Genomic DNA, 17500 nt, shown 5'->3' with positions numbered 1-17500 from the left:
GTGATCCACCCCACAATCAGGCCCGGTCAGCTCAGGTGCGAGGTGTCGTTCACCAGCCGGACCGACGCGTTGCCGTCCGGGTAGAACTCGACGATCGACAGCGACGCCAGGTCCAGGTGCAGCCGGAACAGCAGCGACGGCCCGGCGTCCAGGCCCATCCGCAGCAGCGTCTTGATCGGCGTCACGTGGCTGACCAGCACCAGCGTCCGGCCGCCGTGCTCGGCGAGCAGCTCGTCGCGGGCCTTGCGGACGCGCTGGTGGACGACGTCGAAGCTCTCCCCGCCGGGCGGCGGGATCGAGCTGTCGCCCAGCCAGGAGCGGTGCAGCTCCGGGTCGCGGTCGGCGGACTCGGCGAACGTCAGCCCTTCCCACTCGCCGAAGTCGGTCTCGATGAGGCCGGGGTGGGTCTCGACGCGGCCGCCGAGCGCGTCGGCGACGGCCTGCGCGGTCTGCTTCGTGCGGGTGAGCGGCGAGGAGATGATCGGGACCGCTTCGCCATCGACGATCAGGCCTTCGGTCGCGGCCAGCCGCTTCGCCGCCGCGGCGGCCTGCGCGCGGCCCAGCTCGGTGAGCGGGACGTCGCCGCGGCCGGAGTAGCGCCGCAACGCCGACATCTCCGTCTGGCCGTGGCGCAGCAGGAGCAGCCGGGTCGGGGTGCCGCGCGCGCCGGTCCAGGCCACCGCCGCGCGGTCCGGCTTCCGGGTCGGCAGCTTCGGCGTGGCCGGGGACGGCTTCCCGGCGGCCGGCTTGCCGGTGGCCGCGTCCATGGCTTCGTTGGCCAGCCGGTCCGCGTGGGAGTTCTCCGCGCGCGGGATCCACTGGTAGCCGACGCGGGAGAACCCCGCGGCCAGTTCCGTGGCCTGCGCGGCGAGCGGCTGCATGTCCGGGTGCTTGATCTTCCAGCGCCCGGACATCTGCTCCACCACGAGCTTCGAGTCCATCCGTACGTCCACAGTGGACGCTCCGAGCTCGGCCGCGGCGGCCAGCCCGGCGATCAGGCCGCGGTACTCGGCGACGTTGTTGGTGACGACGCCGAGGCCTTCCTTGCGCTCGGCCAGGACCTCGTCGGTCGCGGCGTCCTTGACCACCGCGCCGTACCCGGCGGGGCCCGGGTTGCCCCGGGATCCGCCGTCGGCCTCGATGACCACATGCTTCGGGGGGTCCGCGGGGGCGGAGCCCCCCGGGCGGGGTCCGGGGGGCGCACCCCCGGAATCACCGTGCTCGGTCACAGGCCGGACTCCACGGTCCGGACCAGGATCGCGCCGCAGTTCTCGCACTGCACGACGTCGTCCTCGGGGCCGCCCTTGATCTCGTTGACGGTGTTGCGGTCCAGCTCCAGCTGGCAGGCGCCGCACCGGCGGGCGCGCAGCAGCGCGGCGCCGATCCCCTTGTGCTCGCGGACGCGCTCGTACAGCTTCAGCAGCGGCTCCGGGAAGCGCGGCAGCAGTTTCGCGCGGTCCTCGTCGCGGCGGGCGCGGATGGTGTCGAGGTCCTTGAACGCCTCGTCGCGGCGGATGATCGCGGCGGCGACCTCGGTCTCGGCCTTGGCGACCTCGGCGCTGGTGCGCTGGGCGTCCAGGCCCAGTGCCTCGCGCTGCTCCATCAGCTCCAGGAGGTCGTCTTCCAGCGCGCTCTGCCGGCGCTGCAGGGTCTGCAGCTCGTGCTCGATGTCGGTCATCTGCTTGGAGTTCACGGAGCCGGACGCCAGGAGCTTGCGGTCGCGATCCTCGCGAGCGCGCACCGACTCGATCTCCTTCTCCTGCCGGGCGACCTCGCGGTCCAGGTCGGACGCGGCGGTCTCCACCGACACGAGCGCGTCCCGGCGGTCGCGGACGGTCGTCTCGCCGGCGTCGATTTCGGCCAGTTCGGGCAGGGTGCGGCGGCGGTGCGCGGTGCGCGAGAGCTCGGCGTCCACCTTGGCGAGCTCGAGCAGCTGGCGCTGCACGGCGGGTTCGGCCTTCACGGTGCTCCTCTTAATTCGATGTGCGCTCGGCGCGGACGTTCCACGGGTCGGTGCACCGCGTGGAGACGTGGCTGTCGACGTTACCCGCAAACGCCTTGGCCACGACCGCCGAGGCTTGCCTGCACCAGGGCCATTCGCTGGCCCAGTGGGTCAGCCCGACCAGCGCGGGCACCGGGCCCGGGTGCGCCAGGTGCTCACCCGCCGGGTGATGCCGCAGGTCGGCGGTGACGTAGGCGTCGACCCCGGCTTCGGTGGCCTGCTTCAGGTACGAGTCCCCGGCCCCGCCGGAGACGGCGACGGTGCGGATCAAGCGGTCCGCCTCGCCCGCGCCGAGCACCCCCGGGACGGTCGCGGGCAGGGCGTCCGCGACGCGCTGGACGAAGGCACCGAACGGTTCCGGCGCCGGCAGTTCGCCGATCCGGCCGATACCCGTGACACCGTCCGGCTTCGGGTCGAGGGGCCGGAGGACACGCAGGCCGATCGCCTCGGCGAGCGCGTCGGAGACGCCGGGATCGGCGGAGTCGGCGTTGGTGTGCGCGCAGTAGAGCGCGATCCCCGCGCGGATCATCCGGTGCACGAGCGCGCCCTTCGCCGTGTCGGCGGGAACGCCGTGCACCCCGCGCAGCAGCAGCGGGTGGTGCGCGACGATCAGCTGCGCGCCGAGTTCGGCGGCTTCGTCGAGGGTCTCGGCGCCGGGGTCGACGCAGAAGAGCACGCGCGTCACGGACTCGGCCGGGTCGCCGCAGACGAGGCCGACGGCGTCCCACGACTCGGCGAGCGCCGGCGGGTACGCCTGCTCCAGCACGGTGATGACTTCGGAAAGGGCGGGCATCCGGCGATCTTCGCACGGGGCGTTTCGGGCCGTGAACCTTCGGTCCTGGCTCGGGACGGTGGTCCTCTTGGACTCCGCGTCCCTGCCGGCCACCAGTACGGCACATCGAGGCGGACAAGGTCGGCCGGCGGGGCGGTACGCCCGCTGGGACACGCACCCGGCGGCGATCCCGGCCGACGCGAAGTTAAGGGGCGCCCCGGCGGCGGGTCAACGCCGCCGCGAGCGCCGTGCGGGGGTCAGTTGCAGTTGCCGCAGCAGCCGCAGCCCTGGCCGGTGCACTTCGAGCAGCACCCGTGCATGATCGCTCTCCTTCCGGTTCGCGTCCTCGCGTGATCGACGCTAGGTGCCGGGAGCGGCCGGGTGGTACCGCCGAGCGGGCGGGTGACGGGTGAACCCGCTGGTTACGCTCGTGGACGTGACCCACATCGTCTTCGTCTGCTCCGGCAACATCTGCCGTTCCCCGATGGCCGAGCTGGTCTTCCAGCCGCGCTGGGTGACGCCCGGCTCACCGACGTCGTCCGCGTCACCAGTGCCGGGACCGGCGGCTGGCACGAAGGGGAACCCGCCGACAAGCGGGCCCGGGCGACCCTCGAGGCCCACGGCTACCCGACCCGGCACGTCGCGTCCGAGGTGACCGAAGACGACCTCGAAGCCGACCTCCTGCTCGCCGCCGACCAGGGGCACGCCGAGTTCCTGCGGGCCCGCGTCGACGATCCGGCGAAGGTGCGGCTGCTGCGGTCGTTCGACCCGTCGGCCCCGGACGGCGCCGAGGTGCCGGACCCGTACTACGGCGGCGACGACGGTTTCGAGGACGTCCTCGGCATGATCGAACGCTCGGTGCCCGGTTTGCTGGATTGGGTGCGTTCGCGCCCCTGACACGTCACATTCGGCGAGGTCGGCGGGCGGGGCGGACCCGGCACGGCCTACCGTGGAGGGGTGCGGTTGCGGTTCCTGCTCCGGCCCGGGTGGCTGGCTCTGACGGTGGTGGTGTTCGCCTTCGCCGTCTGTTGCTTCACGCTCTTGTCGCCGTGGCAGTTCGGCCGCAACACCGAGCGCGAGCAGCAGAACTCCTCGCTCGAGACGTCGTTCACCGCCGCGCCGGTGCCGCTCGATCAGCTGCTGGCGCCGGACGCTGTGCCCGATCAGCGCACCGAATGGCACCTCGTGTCGATCACCGGCCAGTACCTCCCCGACAAGGAGGTCGTCGCCCGGCTGCGGACCGTCCAGGGCGAGGGCGCGTTCGAGGTGCTGACGCCGCTGCGGACCACCGACGGCACGGTCGCGTTGATCGACCGCGGGTACGTCAAGCTCGACAGCAAGTCCGGCGCGCTGCCCTTCGCGCCGGCGCCGGGCGGGACCGTGCAGGTCACCGCGCGGGTGCGCGCCGACGAGACCGACCCGAAGAACCGCGACGCGTTCGCCGACGCGTCGACCGGCGGGCGGCTGCAGAGCTACGTCGTCGACTCGAAGGTCGTCGCGCGGGCGGGCAAGCTCGACATCCGGCCCGGCTACTTCCAGCTCGACGCCGGCCAGCCCGGCGTGCTGGGCGCGCTGCCGCTGCCGCAGACCGACTCGGGGCCGTTCTTCTCCTACGCGCTGCAGTGGATCGCGTTCGGCGCGATGGCGGTGCTCGGCTGGCTGTACTTCACCGTGCGCGAGCTGAAGCCGGGCGGGGCGCTGACCACGCCGAAGGAGCCGGGCGAGCGGACGCGGCGGAAGTCCGTCTCGGAGATCCTGGCCGAGGACGAGGCCGAGTACGCCGAAAGTGGCCCTTCGAAGTAGGCCGGAAATGGACCTGTGGCGAGGCCACTTGTGGTCTTCATACTGGGTTCATGCTGATCCACCCCTGGGACGCCGCGAAGGACGACGCCGAGTGGCGGGACTGGCTGGCCGGCCACGACTTCGGCCAGCTGATCGCCGGTGGCACCGGCCGTGACCTGCCGATGGTCACGCCCGCGCACTTCGCCTACGACGGCGACCGCACGATCGTCACCCACCTGGCCCGGCCCAACCCGATCTGGCCGCTGCTGGAGGAGCACCCGCGCGCGCTGCTGACGGTGGTCGACGACTACACCTACATCCGCGCGGACTGGAACACGGCTGCCGGCGCCGATCCGGCTCGCGGCGTGCCGACGTCGTACTACGCGACGGTCCAGCTCGAGGGCGACGTCCGGTTGGTCGACGACCCGGCGGCGAAGGCTTCCTTGCTGGACAAGCAACTCCGGCACTTCGAGACGGACGGCGCCCGCGCCCCGGTGAGCGCGACGGACGAGCCGGACCGGCGGCTGCTGCCGGGGATCCGCGGGATCGAGTTCACGATCACGGGCGTGCGCGCGAAGTTCAAGTTCGGCGGCAACCGGACGGAAGAGGACCGCGAGCGGATCGGCGCCCGGCTGGCCGAACGGGACGGACGGCTGGACGCGGCGGCGTTGACACAACTGCGCCGCCGCGGCTGACTCAGCGCGAGCGGCGCCAGAGGCCCGCGACCACGGCGAGCAGCACCGACGTCACGCCGGCCAGCCAGCCGACCACCCGGGACAGCTCCACCGCGCGGGTCACGTGACCCGCGTCCGGATTGCGGCCGACGCCCAGCACCGGGCGTTCCTCGATGCCGTGCGGGTACACCGTCCGGCCGCCGACGCGGATCTCCAGCGCTCCCGCGAACGCCGCCTCCACGCGGCCCGCGTTGGGGCTGGGGTGCGCGATCGTGTCGCGACGCCACGCGCGCCAAGCGCCGCCCGCCGAGCCGCCGACCACCGGGGCCGCCAGCACGGTCAGGCCCGCCGCGACGCGGGTCGGGACCAGGTGGACGAGCTCGTCGAGGCGGTCGAGCGCCCAGTGCCCGGGACGGCCGCCGCGCGTGCGACGCAGCAGACTGACCGCCCGCGCGCCGAGCAGGCCCGGGACGCCCGCCACCGCGCCCCACACCAGGGGCGCGACGACGGCGTCGGAAGTGTTCTCCGCCAACGTTTCCACCGACGCCCGCGACAGCGCGACCGGGCCCAGCCCGTCGGCGACGCGGGGGTCCAGTTCGGACAGTGTCGAGCGGGCCGGCTCGAACCGGCACTCCTCGAGGTCGCGCGCGAGCTCGGTGCCCTGCAGGGCCAGCCCGGCCGCGCCGAGCACCGCCCAGGTCGTGACGGCGGTCGCGGAGGCCTGCACCAGCGGACGGCCCCGGCCGGCGCGTTCGAGCACCAGGCCACCCAGCACGGCGGCCACGGCGACGGCGGCGCCCGGCGCGGGCCCGAAGCGACGGAAGGCCGTCACCGGCGGACGCCGGCGCGGGTCGCCGAGGGCGCCGTCGGCCGCTACGCCCAACACCAGTCCGATCGCGCGCGCCGCGCTCACCTGTGCCCCCCGGCAGAAGAAAGTCCAGTTCGAGGAGAGGCTACTCGCCCCGCGAACACCCCTCCGCAGCCCCGGGACAACCGCCCGGCCCGCCGGCCCGCGGGCCTGGAGAGCCGCAAGCCGGCGGCCAGGTGCGGCGTTCTCACGTGACCCAGACACTCGACGCCGAACTGCAAGCATCGCCACCCGATCCGCCGCAAACCGGCGACGAAGTGCGGCCTTCTCGGGTGACCCACGCAACTCGGCGACGAACTGCAGGCGTCACCACCCGAACCCCCGCAAGTCAGCGACCAAGTGCGGCGTTCTCACGTGACCAGACAACTCGGCGAGGAACTGCGAGCGTCACCACCCGAACCCCCGCAAGCCGACAACCAGGTGCGTGGTCCCCGGCCGGGGTTCACTCCACCAGCGCGGCGATCTCGTCCCGCGCCTGGACCACGATGTCGCGCATCGCGCGCTCGGCCCGGTCCGCGTCGCCCGCCGCCACCGCGGCCGCCACCTCCAGGTGCAGGGCCACTGCCTCGGGCTGGGGCTCCGGGGGCATCAGGCCGTGGCCGGTCCGGCCGGTCAGCACCTCCGCGACGACCTCGGACAGCTGCGCGAACATCGGGTTCCCGGACGCGGCGAGCAGCAGGTCGTGGAACGCGATGTCGAACCCGAGGAACGCCGGGAGGTCGCGCGCCTTCGCCGTCCGCGCCAGCCGTTCGCCCAGCGCGCCGAGGCGGCCGCGCTCCTCCGGCGTCGCACGCAGGGCCGCATAACGCGCCGCGCACGGCTCGATCGCCGAACGCAGCTCGTTCAGCGTGGCCAGGGCGGCCGGCCGGGTCGGGCCGTCGAGCTGCCAGCGGATCAGCTTCGGGTCGTAGTGGTTCCACTCCCCCGGGTCCCGCACGATCACCCCGACGCGCCGCTTGCTGCTGGTCAGCCGCATCGTCTCGAGCACTCGGACGACTTCGCGCGCTACCGTCCGCGAAGCACCGAAGCGCTCCTGCAGCTCTTCGGAGCGCAGCACCGTCCCCGGCGGCAGCGAACCGTTCGCGATCGCCGTGCCGAGCGCGTCCAGGACCTGGTCGTGCCTGTCGTTCCCCACTCAGCCAACCTAGCGAACTGACTCGATTAAGTAGCACTTAATCTTGAATAAGTAGTACTTTTGAGCTTCACTCACCCGAGCACAACGAAGTGGGAGGTGCGGGATGACCGTCATCGTGGTGATGGGCGTGTCGGGCTCCGGGAAGACGACGACCGGCACGGCGCTCGCGGACGCGCTGGGCGTCGAATACGCCGAAGCCGACTCGTTCCACCCGCAGGCCAACATCGACAAGATGACCGCGGGACACCCGCTGACCGACGCGGATCGCGCCCCCTGGCTCGAGTCCATCGCCGGCTGGATCCGCGCGCACCAGGACACCGGTGGCGTCGTGACGTCGTCCGCGCTCAAGCGCCGGTACCGCGACGTCCTGCGCACGGGCGGCGACGTCTGGTTCGCCCACCTGCACGGCGACCGCGAGGTGCTCGCCGAGCGCATGAAGACCCGCAAGGGCCACTTCATGCCAGTGTCGCTGCTGGAATCGCAGCTCGCCGACCTCGAACCGCTCGAGCCGGACGAGCCCGGCGCGATCTTCGACATCCGCGACACCCCCGCCCACATCACCGAAGCCGCTCTGGCCGCCTTCCGGGAGCACGCATGACGTCCGTCCTCGCCGCCGCCTGGACCGGCCACGACACCCGGCTGATCGGCGCGACCGTCGTCGCCATCGCGGTGATCGTCGTGCTGATCACCAAGGTGAAGCTGCACCCGTTCCTGTCGCTGGTGCTCGGCTCGCTCGTGCTCGGCCTGACCGCCGGCATGCCGGTCGACAAGCTGCTCAAGAGCTTCTCGAGCGGCGTCGGCAGCACGGTCGCCTCGGTCGGCATCCTCATCGCGCTCGGCGCGATGCTCGGCAAGCTGCTGGCCGACTCCGGCGGTGCCGACCAGATCGTCGACACCGTGCTCGGCAAGGCCCGCGGCGCCGCGCTCCCGTGGGCGATGGCGCTGGTCGCGGCCCTGATCGGGCTGCCGATGTTCTTCGAGATCGGCCTGGTCATGCTGATCCCGGTCGTGCTGCTGGCGGTGAAGCGCACCGGGAAACCGTTGATGCTGCTGGGGATTCCGGCTCTCGCCGGGCTTTCGGTGCTGCACGGCCTGGTCCCGCCGCACCCCGGCCCGCTCGCCGCGGCGGGCGCGCTCAACGCGAACGTCGGGATCACGCTGGCGTTCGGGTTGCTGGTCGGCATCCCGACGCTGGTCATCGCGGGCCCGCTGTTCGGCAAGCTCGCCGCCCGCCTGGTCCCGGACGCGCAGGCGCCGGAGCGGCTCATCCCCGAGCGCGCCGACACCGACAAGCCGCGGCCGAGCTTCGCCGCGACGCTCACGACGGTGCTGCTCCCGGTCGCGCTCATGCTGGCGAAGGCGCTGTCGGACATCCTGCTGGGCAAGGAAAACCAGGCCCGCCGGGTACTGGACTTCATCGGCGACCCGCTGATCGCGCTGCTCGCGGCGGTCCTGGTGGGCATGGTCCTGCTCGGCCGCCCGGCCGGCCTCGACCGCGGCAAACTGTCCACTGTGGTCGGTGACGCGCTGGGCCCGATCGCCGGCATCATGCTGATCGTCGGCGCCGGCGGCGGCTTCAAGCAGACCCTGGTCGACGCGGGTGTCGGCGACGTCATCACGGGCCTGGCCAAGGACGCGAACCTCTCCCCGCTCCTGCTCGGCTGGCTGGTCGCGGTGGCGATCCGCCTGGCCACGGGCTCGGCCACGGTCGCGACGGTCTCGGCGGCAGGCATCGTCGCACCCCTGGCGGCCACGATGGACCCGTCGCACAGCGCCCTGCTGGTGCTGGCGATCGGCGCCGGGTCGTTGTTCTTCTCGCACGTCAACGACGCGGGGTTCTGGCTGGTCAAGGAGTACTTCGGGCTCTCGGTCGGCGAGACCCTGAAGAGCTGGTCGGTGATGGAGACGCTGATCTCCGTGGTGGCGATCGCGCTGATCCTGCCGCTCTCGCTGCTGGTCTAGTCGAAAGCCGTGAAGGCCTCCTTACCGGCTCTTATGGCCGGTAAGGAGGCCTTCACGGCTTTCGGGCACCCTGACCGTTGACATGTGACCTTTTGGTCACCTATTCTTCCGGTGTGCCCGACGACGACCTGGTGTTCAAGGCGCTGGCGGATCCGACCCGCCGGTTCCTGCTCGACCTGCTCTTCGACCGCGACGGGCGCACGCTCACCGAACTCGAAACGCAAGTCGACATGAGCCGCTTCGGCGTCATGAAGCACCTGAAACTGCTCGAGGAGGCCGGACTGGTCGTCGCGCGGAAGGAAGGGCGCGAAAAGCTGCACTTCCTGAACCCCGTGCCGATCCGGCAGATCCACGACCGGTGGATCGACAAGTACACCGAGCGCCACGTGACCGCGCTGCTCGATCTCAAACACGAACTGGAAGGCGACGAGCCATGACGAACACCGTGCAGGTCAACCGGATCTACATCAAGGCCACCCCGGAGCGCATCTGGGAAGCCATCACCAAGCCCGAATGGACGCAGAAGTACGGCTACACCGGCCTCGTCGACTTCGACCTGAAGGCAGGCGGCAAGCACCGGACCCACCCGACGCAGGCCTTCATCGACGCGGGCTTCACCGGTGACCTGATCGACGGCGAGGTCCTCGAAGCCGATCCGCCGCGCAGACTCGTCATCACGTGGAAACTGCTGATGGACCCGACGATGGCGGACGAGCCCTACACGACCGTCACCTACGACATCGAGGCCACGCAAACCGCGGGTACCAGGCTCACCGTCACCCACGACGTCACCGGCGCGCCCGCCACCGGGGCGATGGTCGGCGGGGAGCACGAGGACGTCGACGCCGGACCCGGCCAAGCCGCGGGCGGGGGCTGGGCCTGGATCCTCTCCGACCTCAAGACCCTGCTGGAGACCGGCGACGTCATCGTGCCGGCCTGACGAGGGCCCGGCAGGCCGGCTCGCGCCGCTTCGAGCCGGCCCACCGGGGGTCTACACGCGCTGGGTCGCGGCCTTCAGCGCGGCCTTGGCGGACGCCGGAGCGTCCAGTGTGTCCAGCCCGAACAGGGCCGCCCCCACCACGGGGTTGACGTCCACGACCCGGACCACCGCGCGCGGCGCCACCTTCAGGCAGCGCCGTTCGATCTCCGCGATCACCGGCGCGCCGACGCCGGTCAGGACACCGCCGCCGAGGACGATCTCCGGCGCGGCCCCGGTGAGATCCAGCTTCCGGAGGATCACCGCGGCGAACACGCTGACCTCCTCGACGAACCGCGTCACGATGTCCGACGCCACCTCGTCGCCGGCCGCGGCCACCTCGAACAGCAGCGGGCAGAGCCCGTGGATCGAGGCGGCCGGGATTTCTTCGAAGTGCAGGCCCTGGACGACGTCCAGCAGCGTCGGCTTCCCGAAGAAGCCGGCCACCGCCGCCTGCAGCTCGGTTCGCGGGCCGCGGCCGTCCTCGGCGCGCACGGCCCACCACAGGGCCTCCTCGCCGAGCCGGTAGCCGCCGCCCCAGTCGCCGGAGATCTTGCCCAGCGCGGGAAAGCGGTGCACCCGCCCGTCCGGGCCGACGCCGGCGCCGTTGATCCCGGCGCCGCACACCACCGCCACGCCGACCCCCGCACTGCCCGCCCGGAGCAGCGCGAGGGTGTCGTTGCCGACGGTCAGCGTGTCACTCCACCCGCGGGCCGAGAGCGCCGCGTGCAGCGCCTCCTCCTCCCGCGGGAAGTCGAGCCCGGCCAGGTACGCCGAAGTGTGCACCGCGAACGGCTTCTCGCCGAAACCCGGGAAAGCCGCCAGCACCAGGTCTTCCAGCGCCGCGACGCAGGCCGCGACGCCGACGTTCTGCGGGGAGGCTCCGGGACCGCGCGACTTTCCCAGCACGACGCCGTCGCGGGACACCACGAGGACCTCGGTTTTGCTGTTGCCGCCGTCGATCGCGATGATCGCTGGCTTCATCCGCGCGCCCAGGGCAGGTACTCGCGGTTGATCTGCACCAGTGCATCGGCGAGCGTGTCGGCCTTCGTGTACTGCCCGACCAGCGGGTGCGCCAGCAGCGCGTCGGCGACGCGGTCGCGGCCACCCTTCACCGCCGCCTCCAGCGCGAGGAACTCGTACGCCGTCGTCGCCGCGATGAGGCCGGAGAACCGCGGCTCCACCGGCAGCTGCGGGATCGGCGTGGCGCCGGACGAGTCCACAGTGGACCGCGCCTCGATGACGGCGTCGTCGGGCAGGAACGGGAACGTGCCGTCGTTGCGGACGTTCACCACGTGCTCTTCGGCCGGACCGCCCGCGGTCAGCGCGTGCACCAACTGCACCGCGGCCTCGGAGTAGTACGCGCCGCCGCGCTTCTCCAGCGACTCCGGCTTCGTGTTCTCCTCCGGGTCGAGGTAGATCTTGAGCAGCTCCTCCTCGACGTCGCTGACGACGTCCGCCCGCGGCCGCTCGGTGCGCTGCTTGGTGACCTGCTCGTCGTGCGCGTAGAAGTACTTCAGGTAGTACGACGGCACGACGTTCATCCGCCGCAACCACTTCTGGGGCACACTGACCTCATCGGACAGGTAGTCCAGGTGCTGCTCCAGCAGCTCCGGCAGCCGGTCGACGCCGTCGACGAGCGCGCCGCGCTCCCAGCTCAGATGGTTCAGTCCGGTGTGGACGAGTTTGACGTCGTCCGCGCCGACGCCCAGCAGCTTCCCGAACTGCCGCTGCAGGTTGATCGCGACGTTGCACAGCCCGACCGCGCGGTGGCCCTCGTTGAGCAGGGCGCGCGTGACGATGCCGACCGGGTTGGTGAAGTTGACGATCCACGTGTCGTCGCCGGCGATCTTGCGGACACGCTCGGCGATGTCGAGCACCACCGGCACCGTGCGCAGCGCCTTCGCGAGCCCGCCCGCGCCGGTCGTCTCCTGGCCGACGCAGCCGCAGGCGTGCGGGAACGTCTCGTCGGAGCGCCGCGCCCGCTGGCCGCCGACGCGCAGCTGGATCAGCACCGCTGACGCGCCGTCGACCCCCTCTTCCAGCGACTGCGTGGTCCGGACCCGCGCGGGGTGGCCGGCGTGCGAGAGCAGCCGCTGGCTGAACCCGCCGACGGCCTCGACGCGGTAGGCGTCCGGGTCGACCAGCACGATCTCGTCGACGTCCAAAGTGGACCGGCGACCGGCGATCCCGTCGATCAGCTCCGGCGTGTAGGTGGACCCGCCACCGACGACTGCCAGCTTCATCCCTTGACTCCCGTGAATGTGATGCCCTTGACGAACGACTTCTGCGCAAATATGAACAGCACAATCACCGGCGCCATGATCAGCGCGGTCGCCGCCATCGTCATGTTCCACTCGACGTGGTGCATGCCGCGGAAGGACGCGATCGCCAGCGACAGTGGCCAGTGGTCCTGGTCCTCGCCCGTGTAGAGCAGCGGTCCGAAGTAGTCGTTCCAGGTGAACAGGAAGCAGAACATCGCGGTGGCCGCGATTCCGGGCTTCGCCATCGGGATCAATACCCGGTACATCGCCTGGAACTCGTTGCAGCCGTCGATCTTCGCCGCTTCGAGGTAGTCCTTCGGAATGGTGAGGAAGAACTGCCGGAGCAGGAAGATCGAGAACGCGTCGAAGAAGAAGTACGGCGTGATCAGCGGCACGAGCGTGCCGGTGAGACCGAGCCGCACCCACAGGTCGTACAACGGGACGACGGTGACCTGCGGCGGCAGCATCATCGCGGCCACCGTGAGCATGAAGAACAGGTTCTGCCCGCGCCACCGCAGTTTCGCCAGCGCGTAGGCCGCCGGGATCGCCGAGAGCAGCGCGCCGATCGTCGCCAGCCCCGAGTACAGCAGGCTGTTGCCGAAGTACTCCAGCAGCGGCGCCTTCTTGAACACCGTCACGAAGTTCTCGAAGTGCCACACGCTCGGCCACAGGCTCGCCGTCATGGCCTGGTCGTCCGCCATCACCGCGGTGAGGAAGACGAACAGCAGCGGCAGCATGAAGATCACGCCGAGCGCGATCCCGGTCGCGTGCAACGCGATCCACGACAGCCGCTTGTCCCAGTTCCGCTTGAACCGCACCCGCGGCGGCACCCCCGCCGGCTTCTGCGGCGCTTCCGCCAACGCGGTCATGCGCCCTCCTCCTGGTGCTGGGACTTACGCAGTTGCCGCACGAGAATCCACGTGAAGCCCGCCGAGACGATGAACAGCAGCACCGCCATCGCCGCCGCGTAACCCATGTTGAAGTAGCGGAAACCCTGGACGTACAGCCAGATCGGGTACGTCAGCGTCGAGTTCTCGGGCGCGCCGATGAGCTTCGAGTTGCCGGCGACGTCGGCTGTGCCCGCCGAGGCGGACGCCGCGACGATCGCCTGGGTGAAGAACTGCAGCGCGTAGATGATCGAGTTGACCACGCCGAACAGCAGGACCGGCGAGATCGACGGCAGCGTGACGTGCCAGAACTTCCGGACCGAGCCGGCGCCGTCGAGCTCGGCGGCCTCGTACTGCTCGGTCGGGACGTCGAGCAGCGCGGCCAGGATGATGATCATCAGCTCGCCGGAGCCCCACAGCGCGAGCAGCGTCAGCGCGGGCTTCGACATGGCCGGGCTGTTGAACCACAGGCCGCCGTCGATGCCGATGAGCCGCAGGAACCGGTTCACCGGGCCGAATTCCGGGTTGAACACGAAGACGAACGCCAGCGTCGCCGCCGCGGGCGGGGCCAGCGTCGGCAGGTAGCAGAGGGTCCGCACCAGGCCGACGCCCGACTTCAGCCGGGAGATCACCGACGCGATGCCGAGGGAGAACAGCACCCGGCACGTCGTCAGGATGACCACCAGCCACAGCGTGTTGTACGCCGCGACGCCGACGAGCGGCTCGGTCGTGAACATCCGGACGTAGTTGCCGAACCCGATGAACTGCGGCGGGTTGATCAGGTCGTACTTGGTGAAGGAGTAGTAGACCGTGGCGATCAGCGGGTAACCGAAGAAGACCAGGAACCCGATGAGCGCCGGGGCCATGAAGAACAGTGCGGTCCGGCGGCGCTTGGCCCGGCGGGCCCCCGCCCGCGCCTGGGAAGGCGCGGACGGGGAGCCGTCGGTCTTGGCAGCAATGGTGGAGGTCATCCGCCTGCGCCCTTTTGCTTCAGCTCGTCGTCGATCTGCGCGTCCACCTTCTTCAGGCCTTCGGTCAGATCGGGGATCGAGCCGGCCTGCCACTTCTCGGCGAAGTCGTTGACCGCCTTGAGGTGCGCGTCACCGATCGGGGTGGTCTGGTTCGACACGAGCTTGCCGCTGTCGTACATGTCGAGGAACGTCTTGAACTGCGGCTGCAGGTCGAGGCGCGGCGACGTCAGCGAGGCCTTGGTGCTGGGCACGTTCTTCAGGCCGTTGGCCATGTCCACCAGGGTGTCGGTGTCCAGAGTGGCCTGCTTGATCAGCTCCCACGCGGCGCCGGGGTTCTTGGCGCCCTTGGGGATCGCGATGATCGTGCCGGTGGTGAAGGCACTGCCGTACTTGTCCGCCATGGTGGTGAGCACCGGGGCGGGCGCGGTGGCGTAGTTCAGGGTCGGCGCCTGGTCCTTGATGAACGCGGTGCGGAACTCACCGTCGTAGATCATCGCCAGCTTGCCCTTCTGGAAGCCGTTGTCGGCGGAGTACTCGTCACCGAGGCCGGCCTTGAACTTCTCGACCTTGTCGTGGCCACCGAGTGCGTCGATCAGCTTCTTCTGGAACTCGAACATCGCCTTCCAGCCGGGGTTGGTGGCGAGGTCCGACTTGCCGTCCGGGCCGATGAACGGCGCGCCGAAGTTCGGCGCCCAGTACTGGGCCTGGTTGGCGTAGAACGGCATCGACGGCAGGAAGCCGGCGACCTTGATCGAGCCGTCCGCGTTGTACTCGGTCAGCTTCTTGGCGTCCTCGAGCAACTCGTCCGTGGTCTTCGGCGGCGAGGTGACGCCCTTCGCCGCGAACATGTCCTTGTTGTAGTAGAAGCCGTAGACGTCGGCGAGCATCGGCATCGCGCAACGCTTGCCTTGGTACTCGGTGTAGTTGCGGACCGCGTCGGGGATCTGGCTGAGGTCGATCTTGTCGCGGTCGATGTAGGGCTTCAGGTCCTGGAAGCTGCCGTTGGAGCACCAGGCGCCGAGGTTGTCGGTGTAGAACGAGATCGCGACGTCGGGCGGGTTGCCACCGCGGATCGACTGCGTCAGCTTGTCGTCGTCCTGGTTGCCCTCGTGCTTGATCTCGATGTTCGGGTACTTCGCCTTGAGCTTGTTCAGGCCCGCGGTGACCACGCCGTACTCGCGGTCGGTGAACTTGCTGTAGACGGTGATCGTGATCTTGTCGTCCTTGCCGGGCGCGGCGGCCGCGTCACCGCCGCCACTGGGCGCGGCGGCGCCGGAACAGGCGCTGGTCAGCAGGACGGACGCCGCGGCCACGGCGATTAACGCTGCGCCGCGGCGGGTCCGGTTGGTAGGGCGCATGGCCCTCCTCCTCATCGGTTGGGCTACTCGGTTGGGGACGGGGCGGGACGGGTGTTCGGGACCGCCGCTTTACCGGGCGAGGGTCCGACCGCGGGCCTGCGCGACCCGAGGAGCGTGGGGGTGACGACGCCGAAGACGTCCTCACGGGTTTTGGCGAGCGCGGACTGCAGCGCGCCCGCGCGGACGGCGTTGCCCTGCACCGAAGCGCAGCCGACCGGGGTGCGCGGCAGGACGAGCGTGTGCAGGCGGTCCTGCACCAGCGCGGCGAAGTTCTCGCCACCGGCGCGGCTGGTGTCCCCGCAGAGCAGCACGAGCTGCGGGTCGGCGACCGCGACGAGGTTCGCGATGCCGCCGGCAACGCGCCGCGCGAGGTCGTCCAGGAAGGGGTGCTGCGTGCCGGCCTTCTCGACGGCGTCCCAGGCGGTGTCCGCGGTGATGCCGTGCGCGGCGGCGAGACGGCAGATGGCGGGCGAGTCGACGAGGTTGCCGAACCGGGCGCCGGCCTCGGGCCAGACGTCGCCGGTGTCGACGGTCGCCGGGTCGGGCACCCGCATCCAGTCGATCTCGCCCCCGCCGCCGGTGGCGCCGCGCAGCAGCCGGCGGCCGATGACGACCGCGCCGCCCACACCTTCGGACAGCCACACCATCACGAAGTCGTCGACGTCCTGCGCCTTGCCGGCGCTCATCTCCTCGACGGCGACGAGGTTGACGTCGTTCTCGATGAGGACGTCGACGCCGAGTTCGTCGCTGAGCTTCTGCGGGACGTCGAAGCCGAGCCAGCCGGGGATGTGCGGCGCGGAGGAGAGCAGGCCGGTGCGCGGGTCGAAGGCGCCCTGTGCGCCGATGACGACGTGGGCGAGCTCTTCGCGGGTGATCCCGGCCTGTTCGGCGACGTGGCTCAGGGCCTCGCCGAAGGTCCCGACGACGTCGGCGCCCTCGTGGACGGGCAGCGCGACCTGGTGCTCGGCGAGGATAGTCCCGGCGACGTCGGCGACGACGAAGTCCGCGACGTGCGGCGTGAGGTCCACGGCGGCGACCCGGGCGAGGCCGCCGTTGGCCGACCAGAGCTGGGCGCGCGGACCGCGTCCGCCACCCCGCACGCCGGCCTTGATGACGAGGTTGTCCTGCTCGAGCCGGGTGATGAGCTGCGCGGTCGCGGGCTTGGAGAGCCCGATGGCGAGCTCGAGCTCGGCGCGCGTCAGCGGGCCCTCCCGAAGGAGGACCTCGATGGCGGCGCGATCGTTGATCTCGCGCAGCATCCGCGGGCTACCGGCTCGCACTTGTCGTCGCTCCCGACTTAATTAGGATACTTTACAGACGGTTTCCGGGGACTGTAGTGAGCCGAGCCACAGCCGTCAACGGGCCCGGGAAACGGCCAGGTAACGCTTGAAGTCGCGCGTGTGACACGGCGCCGGGCGGCGTTTTCCCTGCTGGAGGGTGTGCGGGGCGACGTTTGCGCCGGTCAGCGGGTCACCGGAAAGCGGCTTGCCCGGCCGGGGATGCTGGTTTCGTGGACGTCGTCGCGCAGCAGGTATGGACCACCTGGACCACGCGGTCCAGGGGCGGCGCCGCGGCTGCCCGGCGCAACCGGGTGCCGACGGTGTTCCCGCTACCGGACCACGCGGGCGGGCAGGTCCACCGGGTGAATGTCGACGAATCGACCGGTTTCGCGTCGCGGTTCGCCTTGCGCCCGATCGGCGAGTTGGCGACGTGCCTGTGCGGCAGCGAGTGGAGCTACCGGCTGGAGACGCTGAGCCTGGCCTACGGCGGGGTCCCCGACTTCACCGGCACGCCGACTCGCACGGTGACAGAACTCGGCGACTTGCGCTGAAGCCCTCCCGAGCGGCCG

At 70.9% G+C, this 17500-nt stretch carries 18 protein-coding genes and 1 pseudogene; 8 read left to right on the top strand and 11 right to left on the bottom strand.

The window, feature by feature from the left end; all coding sequences use genetic code 11:
* Positions 1-26 precede the first annotated feature (26 nt).
* The 3 genes from OHS18_RS36735 to OHS18_RS36725 all read right to left on the bottom strand — a co-directional run bounded on the left by OHS18_RS36735 (position 27) and on the right by OHS18_RS36725 (position 2795).
* Positions 27-1148 carry a bifunctional RNase H/acid phosphatase gene (locus tag OHS18_RS36735; protein WP_328613858.1) on the bottom strand — a complete coding sequence of 374 codons (1122 nt, stop codon included), beginning with the start codon at positions 1146-1148 and terminating at the stop codon, positions 27-29.
* Positions 1149-1225: 77 nt separating this feature from the next.
* A complete protein-coding gene (locus OHS18_RS36730; protein WP_328444721.1) occupies positions 1226-1963 on the bottom strand; it encodes a zinc ribbon domain-containing protein in 738 nt (245 codons plus the stop codon).
* A gap of 10 nt (positions 1964-1973) precedes the next feature.
* Positions 1974-2795 carry a Nif3-like dinuclear metal center hexameric protein gene (locus OHS18_RS36725; RefSeq protein WP_328444723.1) on the bottom strand — a complete coding sequence of 274 codons (822 nt, stop codon included), beginning with the start codon at positions 2793-2795 and terminating at the stop codon, positions 1974-1976.
* A gap of 415 nt (positions 2796-3210) precedes the next feature.
* Here OHS18_RS36725 and OHS18_RS36720 point away from each other — a divergent pair.
* The 3 genes and pseudogenes from OHS18_RS36720 (at position 3211) to OHS18_RS36710 (ending at position 5251) form a co-directional block, all read left to right on the top strand.
* Positions 3211-3671 (top strand): annotated as a pseudogene (locus tag OHS18_RS36720) (low molecular weight protein-tyrosine-phosphatase).
* A gap of 60 nt (positions 3672-3731) precedes the next feature.
* Entirely contained in the window at positions 3732-4577 is an 846-nt protein-coding gene (locus OHS18_RS36715; RefSeq protein ID WP_328444727.1) for an SURF1 family cytochrome oxidase biogenesis protein, read from the top strand.
* A gap of 50 nt (positions 4578-4627) precedes the next feature.
* A complete protein-coding gene (locus OHS18_RS36710; RefSeq protein WP_328613857.1) occupies positions 4628-5251 on the top strand; it encodes an FMN-binding negative transcriptional regulator in 624 nt (207 codons plus the stop codon).
* Position 5252: 1 nt separating this feature from the next.
* Here the strand turns inward: OHS18_RS36710 and OHS18_RS36705 are convergent, their stop codons facing one another.
* Together OHS18_RS36705 and OHS18_RS36700 are read right to left on the bottom strand one after the other, a co-directional pair.
* Positions 5253-6143: a cobalamin biosynthesis protein CobD/CbiB gene (locus OHS18_RS36705; protein ID WP_328613856.1), complete on the bottom strand. Its 891-nt coding sequence runs from the start codon at positions 6141-6143 to the stop codon at positions 5253-5255.
* A gap of 397 nt (positions 6144-6540) precedes the next feature.
* Positions 6541-7233, bottom strand: a complete 693-nt coding sequence (locus OHS18_RS36700; protein ID WP_328613855.1) for a FadR/GntR family transcriptional regulator — start codon at positions 7231-7233, stop codon at positions 6541-6543.
* A 103-nt stretch (positions 7234-7336) separates the two neighbouring features.
* Here OHS18_RS36700 and OHS18_RS36695 point away from each other — a divergent pair, with 103 nt between their 5' ends.
* The 4 genes from OHS18_RS36695 (at position 7337) to OHS18_RS36680 (ending at position 10135) form a co-directional block, all read left to right on the top strand.
* Positions 7337-7831 carry a gluconokinase gene (locus tag OHS18_RS36695; protein ID WP_328444735.1) on the top strand — a complete coding sequence of 165 codons (495 nt, stop codon included), beginning with the start codon at positions 7337-7339 and terminating at the stop codon, positions 7829-7831.
* Positions 7828-9195 carry a GntT/GntP/DsdX family permease gene (locus OHS18_RS36690; protein ID WP_328613854.1) on the top strand — a complete coding sequence of 456 codons (1368 nt, stop codon included), beginning with the start codon at positions 7828-7830 and terminating at the stop codon, positions 9193-9195. Before OHS18_RS36695 ends, OHS18_RS36690 begins: the two co-directional genes overlap by 4 nt.
* A 113-nt stretch (positions 9196-9308) precedes the next feature.
* Positions 9309-9632, top strand: coding sequence for an ArsR/SmtB family transcription factor (locus OHS18_RS36685; protein WP_328444738.1), 324 nt, complete (start codon positions 9309-9311; stop codon positions 9630-9632).
* Positions 9629-10135, top strand: a complete 507-nt coding sequence (locus OHS18_RS36680) for an SRPBCC domain-containing protein (protein ID WP_328613853.1) — start codon at positions 9629-9631, stop codon at positions 10133-10135. Before OHS18_RS36685 ends, OHS18_RS36680 begins: the two co-directional genes overlap by 4 nt.
* Positions 10136-10186: 51 nt before the next feature.
* Here OHS18_RS36680 and OHS18_RS36675 read toward each other — a convergent pair whose 3' ends face one another.
* The 6 genes from OHS18_RS36675 to OHS18_RS36650 are packed head-to-tail and all read right to left on the bottom strand — an operon-like array spanning position 10187 to position 16910.
* Positions 10187-11155 carry an N-acetylglucosamine kinase gene (locus OHS18_RS36675; RefSeq protein WP_328613852.1) on the bottom strand — a complete coding sequence of 323 codons (969 nt, stop codon included), beginning with the start codon at positions 11153-11155 and terminating at the stop codon, positions 10187-10189.
* Positions 11152-12417 carry a 6-phospho-beta-glucosidase gene (locus OHS18_RS36670; RefSeq protein WP_328444742.1) on the bottom strand — a complete coding sequence of 422 codons (1266 nt, stop codon included), beginning with the start codon at positions 12415-12417 and terminating at the stop codon, positions 11152-11154. Before OHS18_RS36670 ends, OHS18_RS36675 begins: the two co-directional genes overlap by 4 nt.
* Positions 12414-13304 carry a carbohydrate ABC transporter permease gene (locus tag OHS18_RS36665; RefSeq protein ID WP_328613851.1) on the bottom strand — a complete coding sequence of 297 codons (891 nt, stop codon included), beginning with the start codon at positions 13302-13304 and terminating at the stop codon, positions 12414-12416. Before OHS18_RS36665 ends, OHS18_RS36670 begins: the two co-directional genes overlap by 4 nt.
* Entirely contained in the window at positions 13301-14293 is a 993-nt protein-coding gene (locus tag OHS18_RS36660; protein ID WP_328613850.1) for a carbohydrate ABC transporter permease, read from the bottom strand. The genes OHS18_RS36665 and OHS18_RS36660 overlap by 4 nt, the downstream gene beginning before the upstream one ends.
* On the bottom strand, positions 14290-15651 hold the full coding sequence (locus OHS18_RS36655) for an extracellular solute-binding protein (RefSeq protein WP_328613849.1): 1362 nt from the start codon (positions 15649-15651) through the stop codon (positions 14290-14292). The genes OHS18_RS36660 and OHS18_RS36655 overlap by 4 nt, the downstream gene beginning before the upstream one ends.
* 23 nt (positions 15652-15674) lie before the next feature.
* Complete coding sequence (locus tag OHS18_RS36650) at positions 15675-16910, bottom strand: ROK family transcriptional regulator (protein WP_328459072.1); 1236 nt, start codon at positions 16908-16910, stop codon at positions 15675-15677.
* A gap of 251 nt (positions 16911-17161) precedes the next feature.
* Between OHS18_RS36650 and OHS18_RS36645 the strand changes: the two genes are divergently transcribed.
* Positions 17162-17482 (top strand): hypothetical protein, encoded by a 321-nt coding sequence (locus tag OHS18_RS36645; RefSeq protein ID WP_328613848.1) that lies wholly within the window; start codon positions 17162-17164, stop codon positions 17480-17482.
* Positions 17483-17500: the final 18 nt, after the last annotated feature.

This window comes from Amycolatopsis sp. NBC_00355, assembly GCF_036104975.1.
GTDB lineage: Bacteria > Actinomycetota > Actinomycetes > Mycobacteriales > Pseudonocardiaceae > Amycolatopsis.
This window is presented reverse-complemented; position numbering and strand designations above follow the sequence as displayed.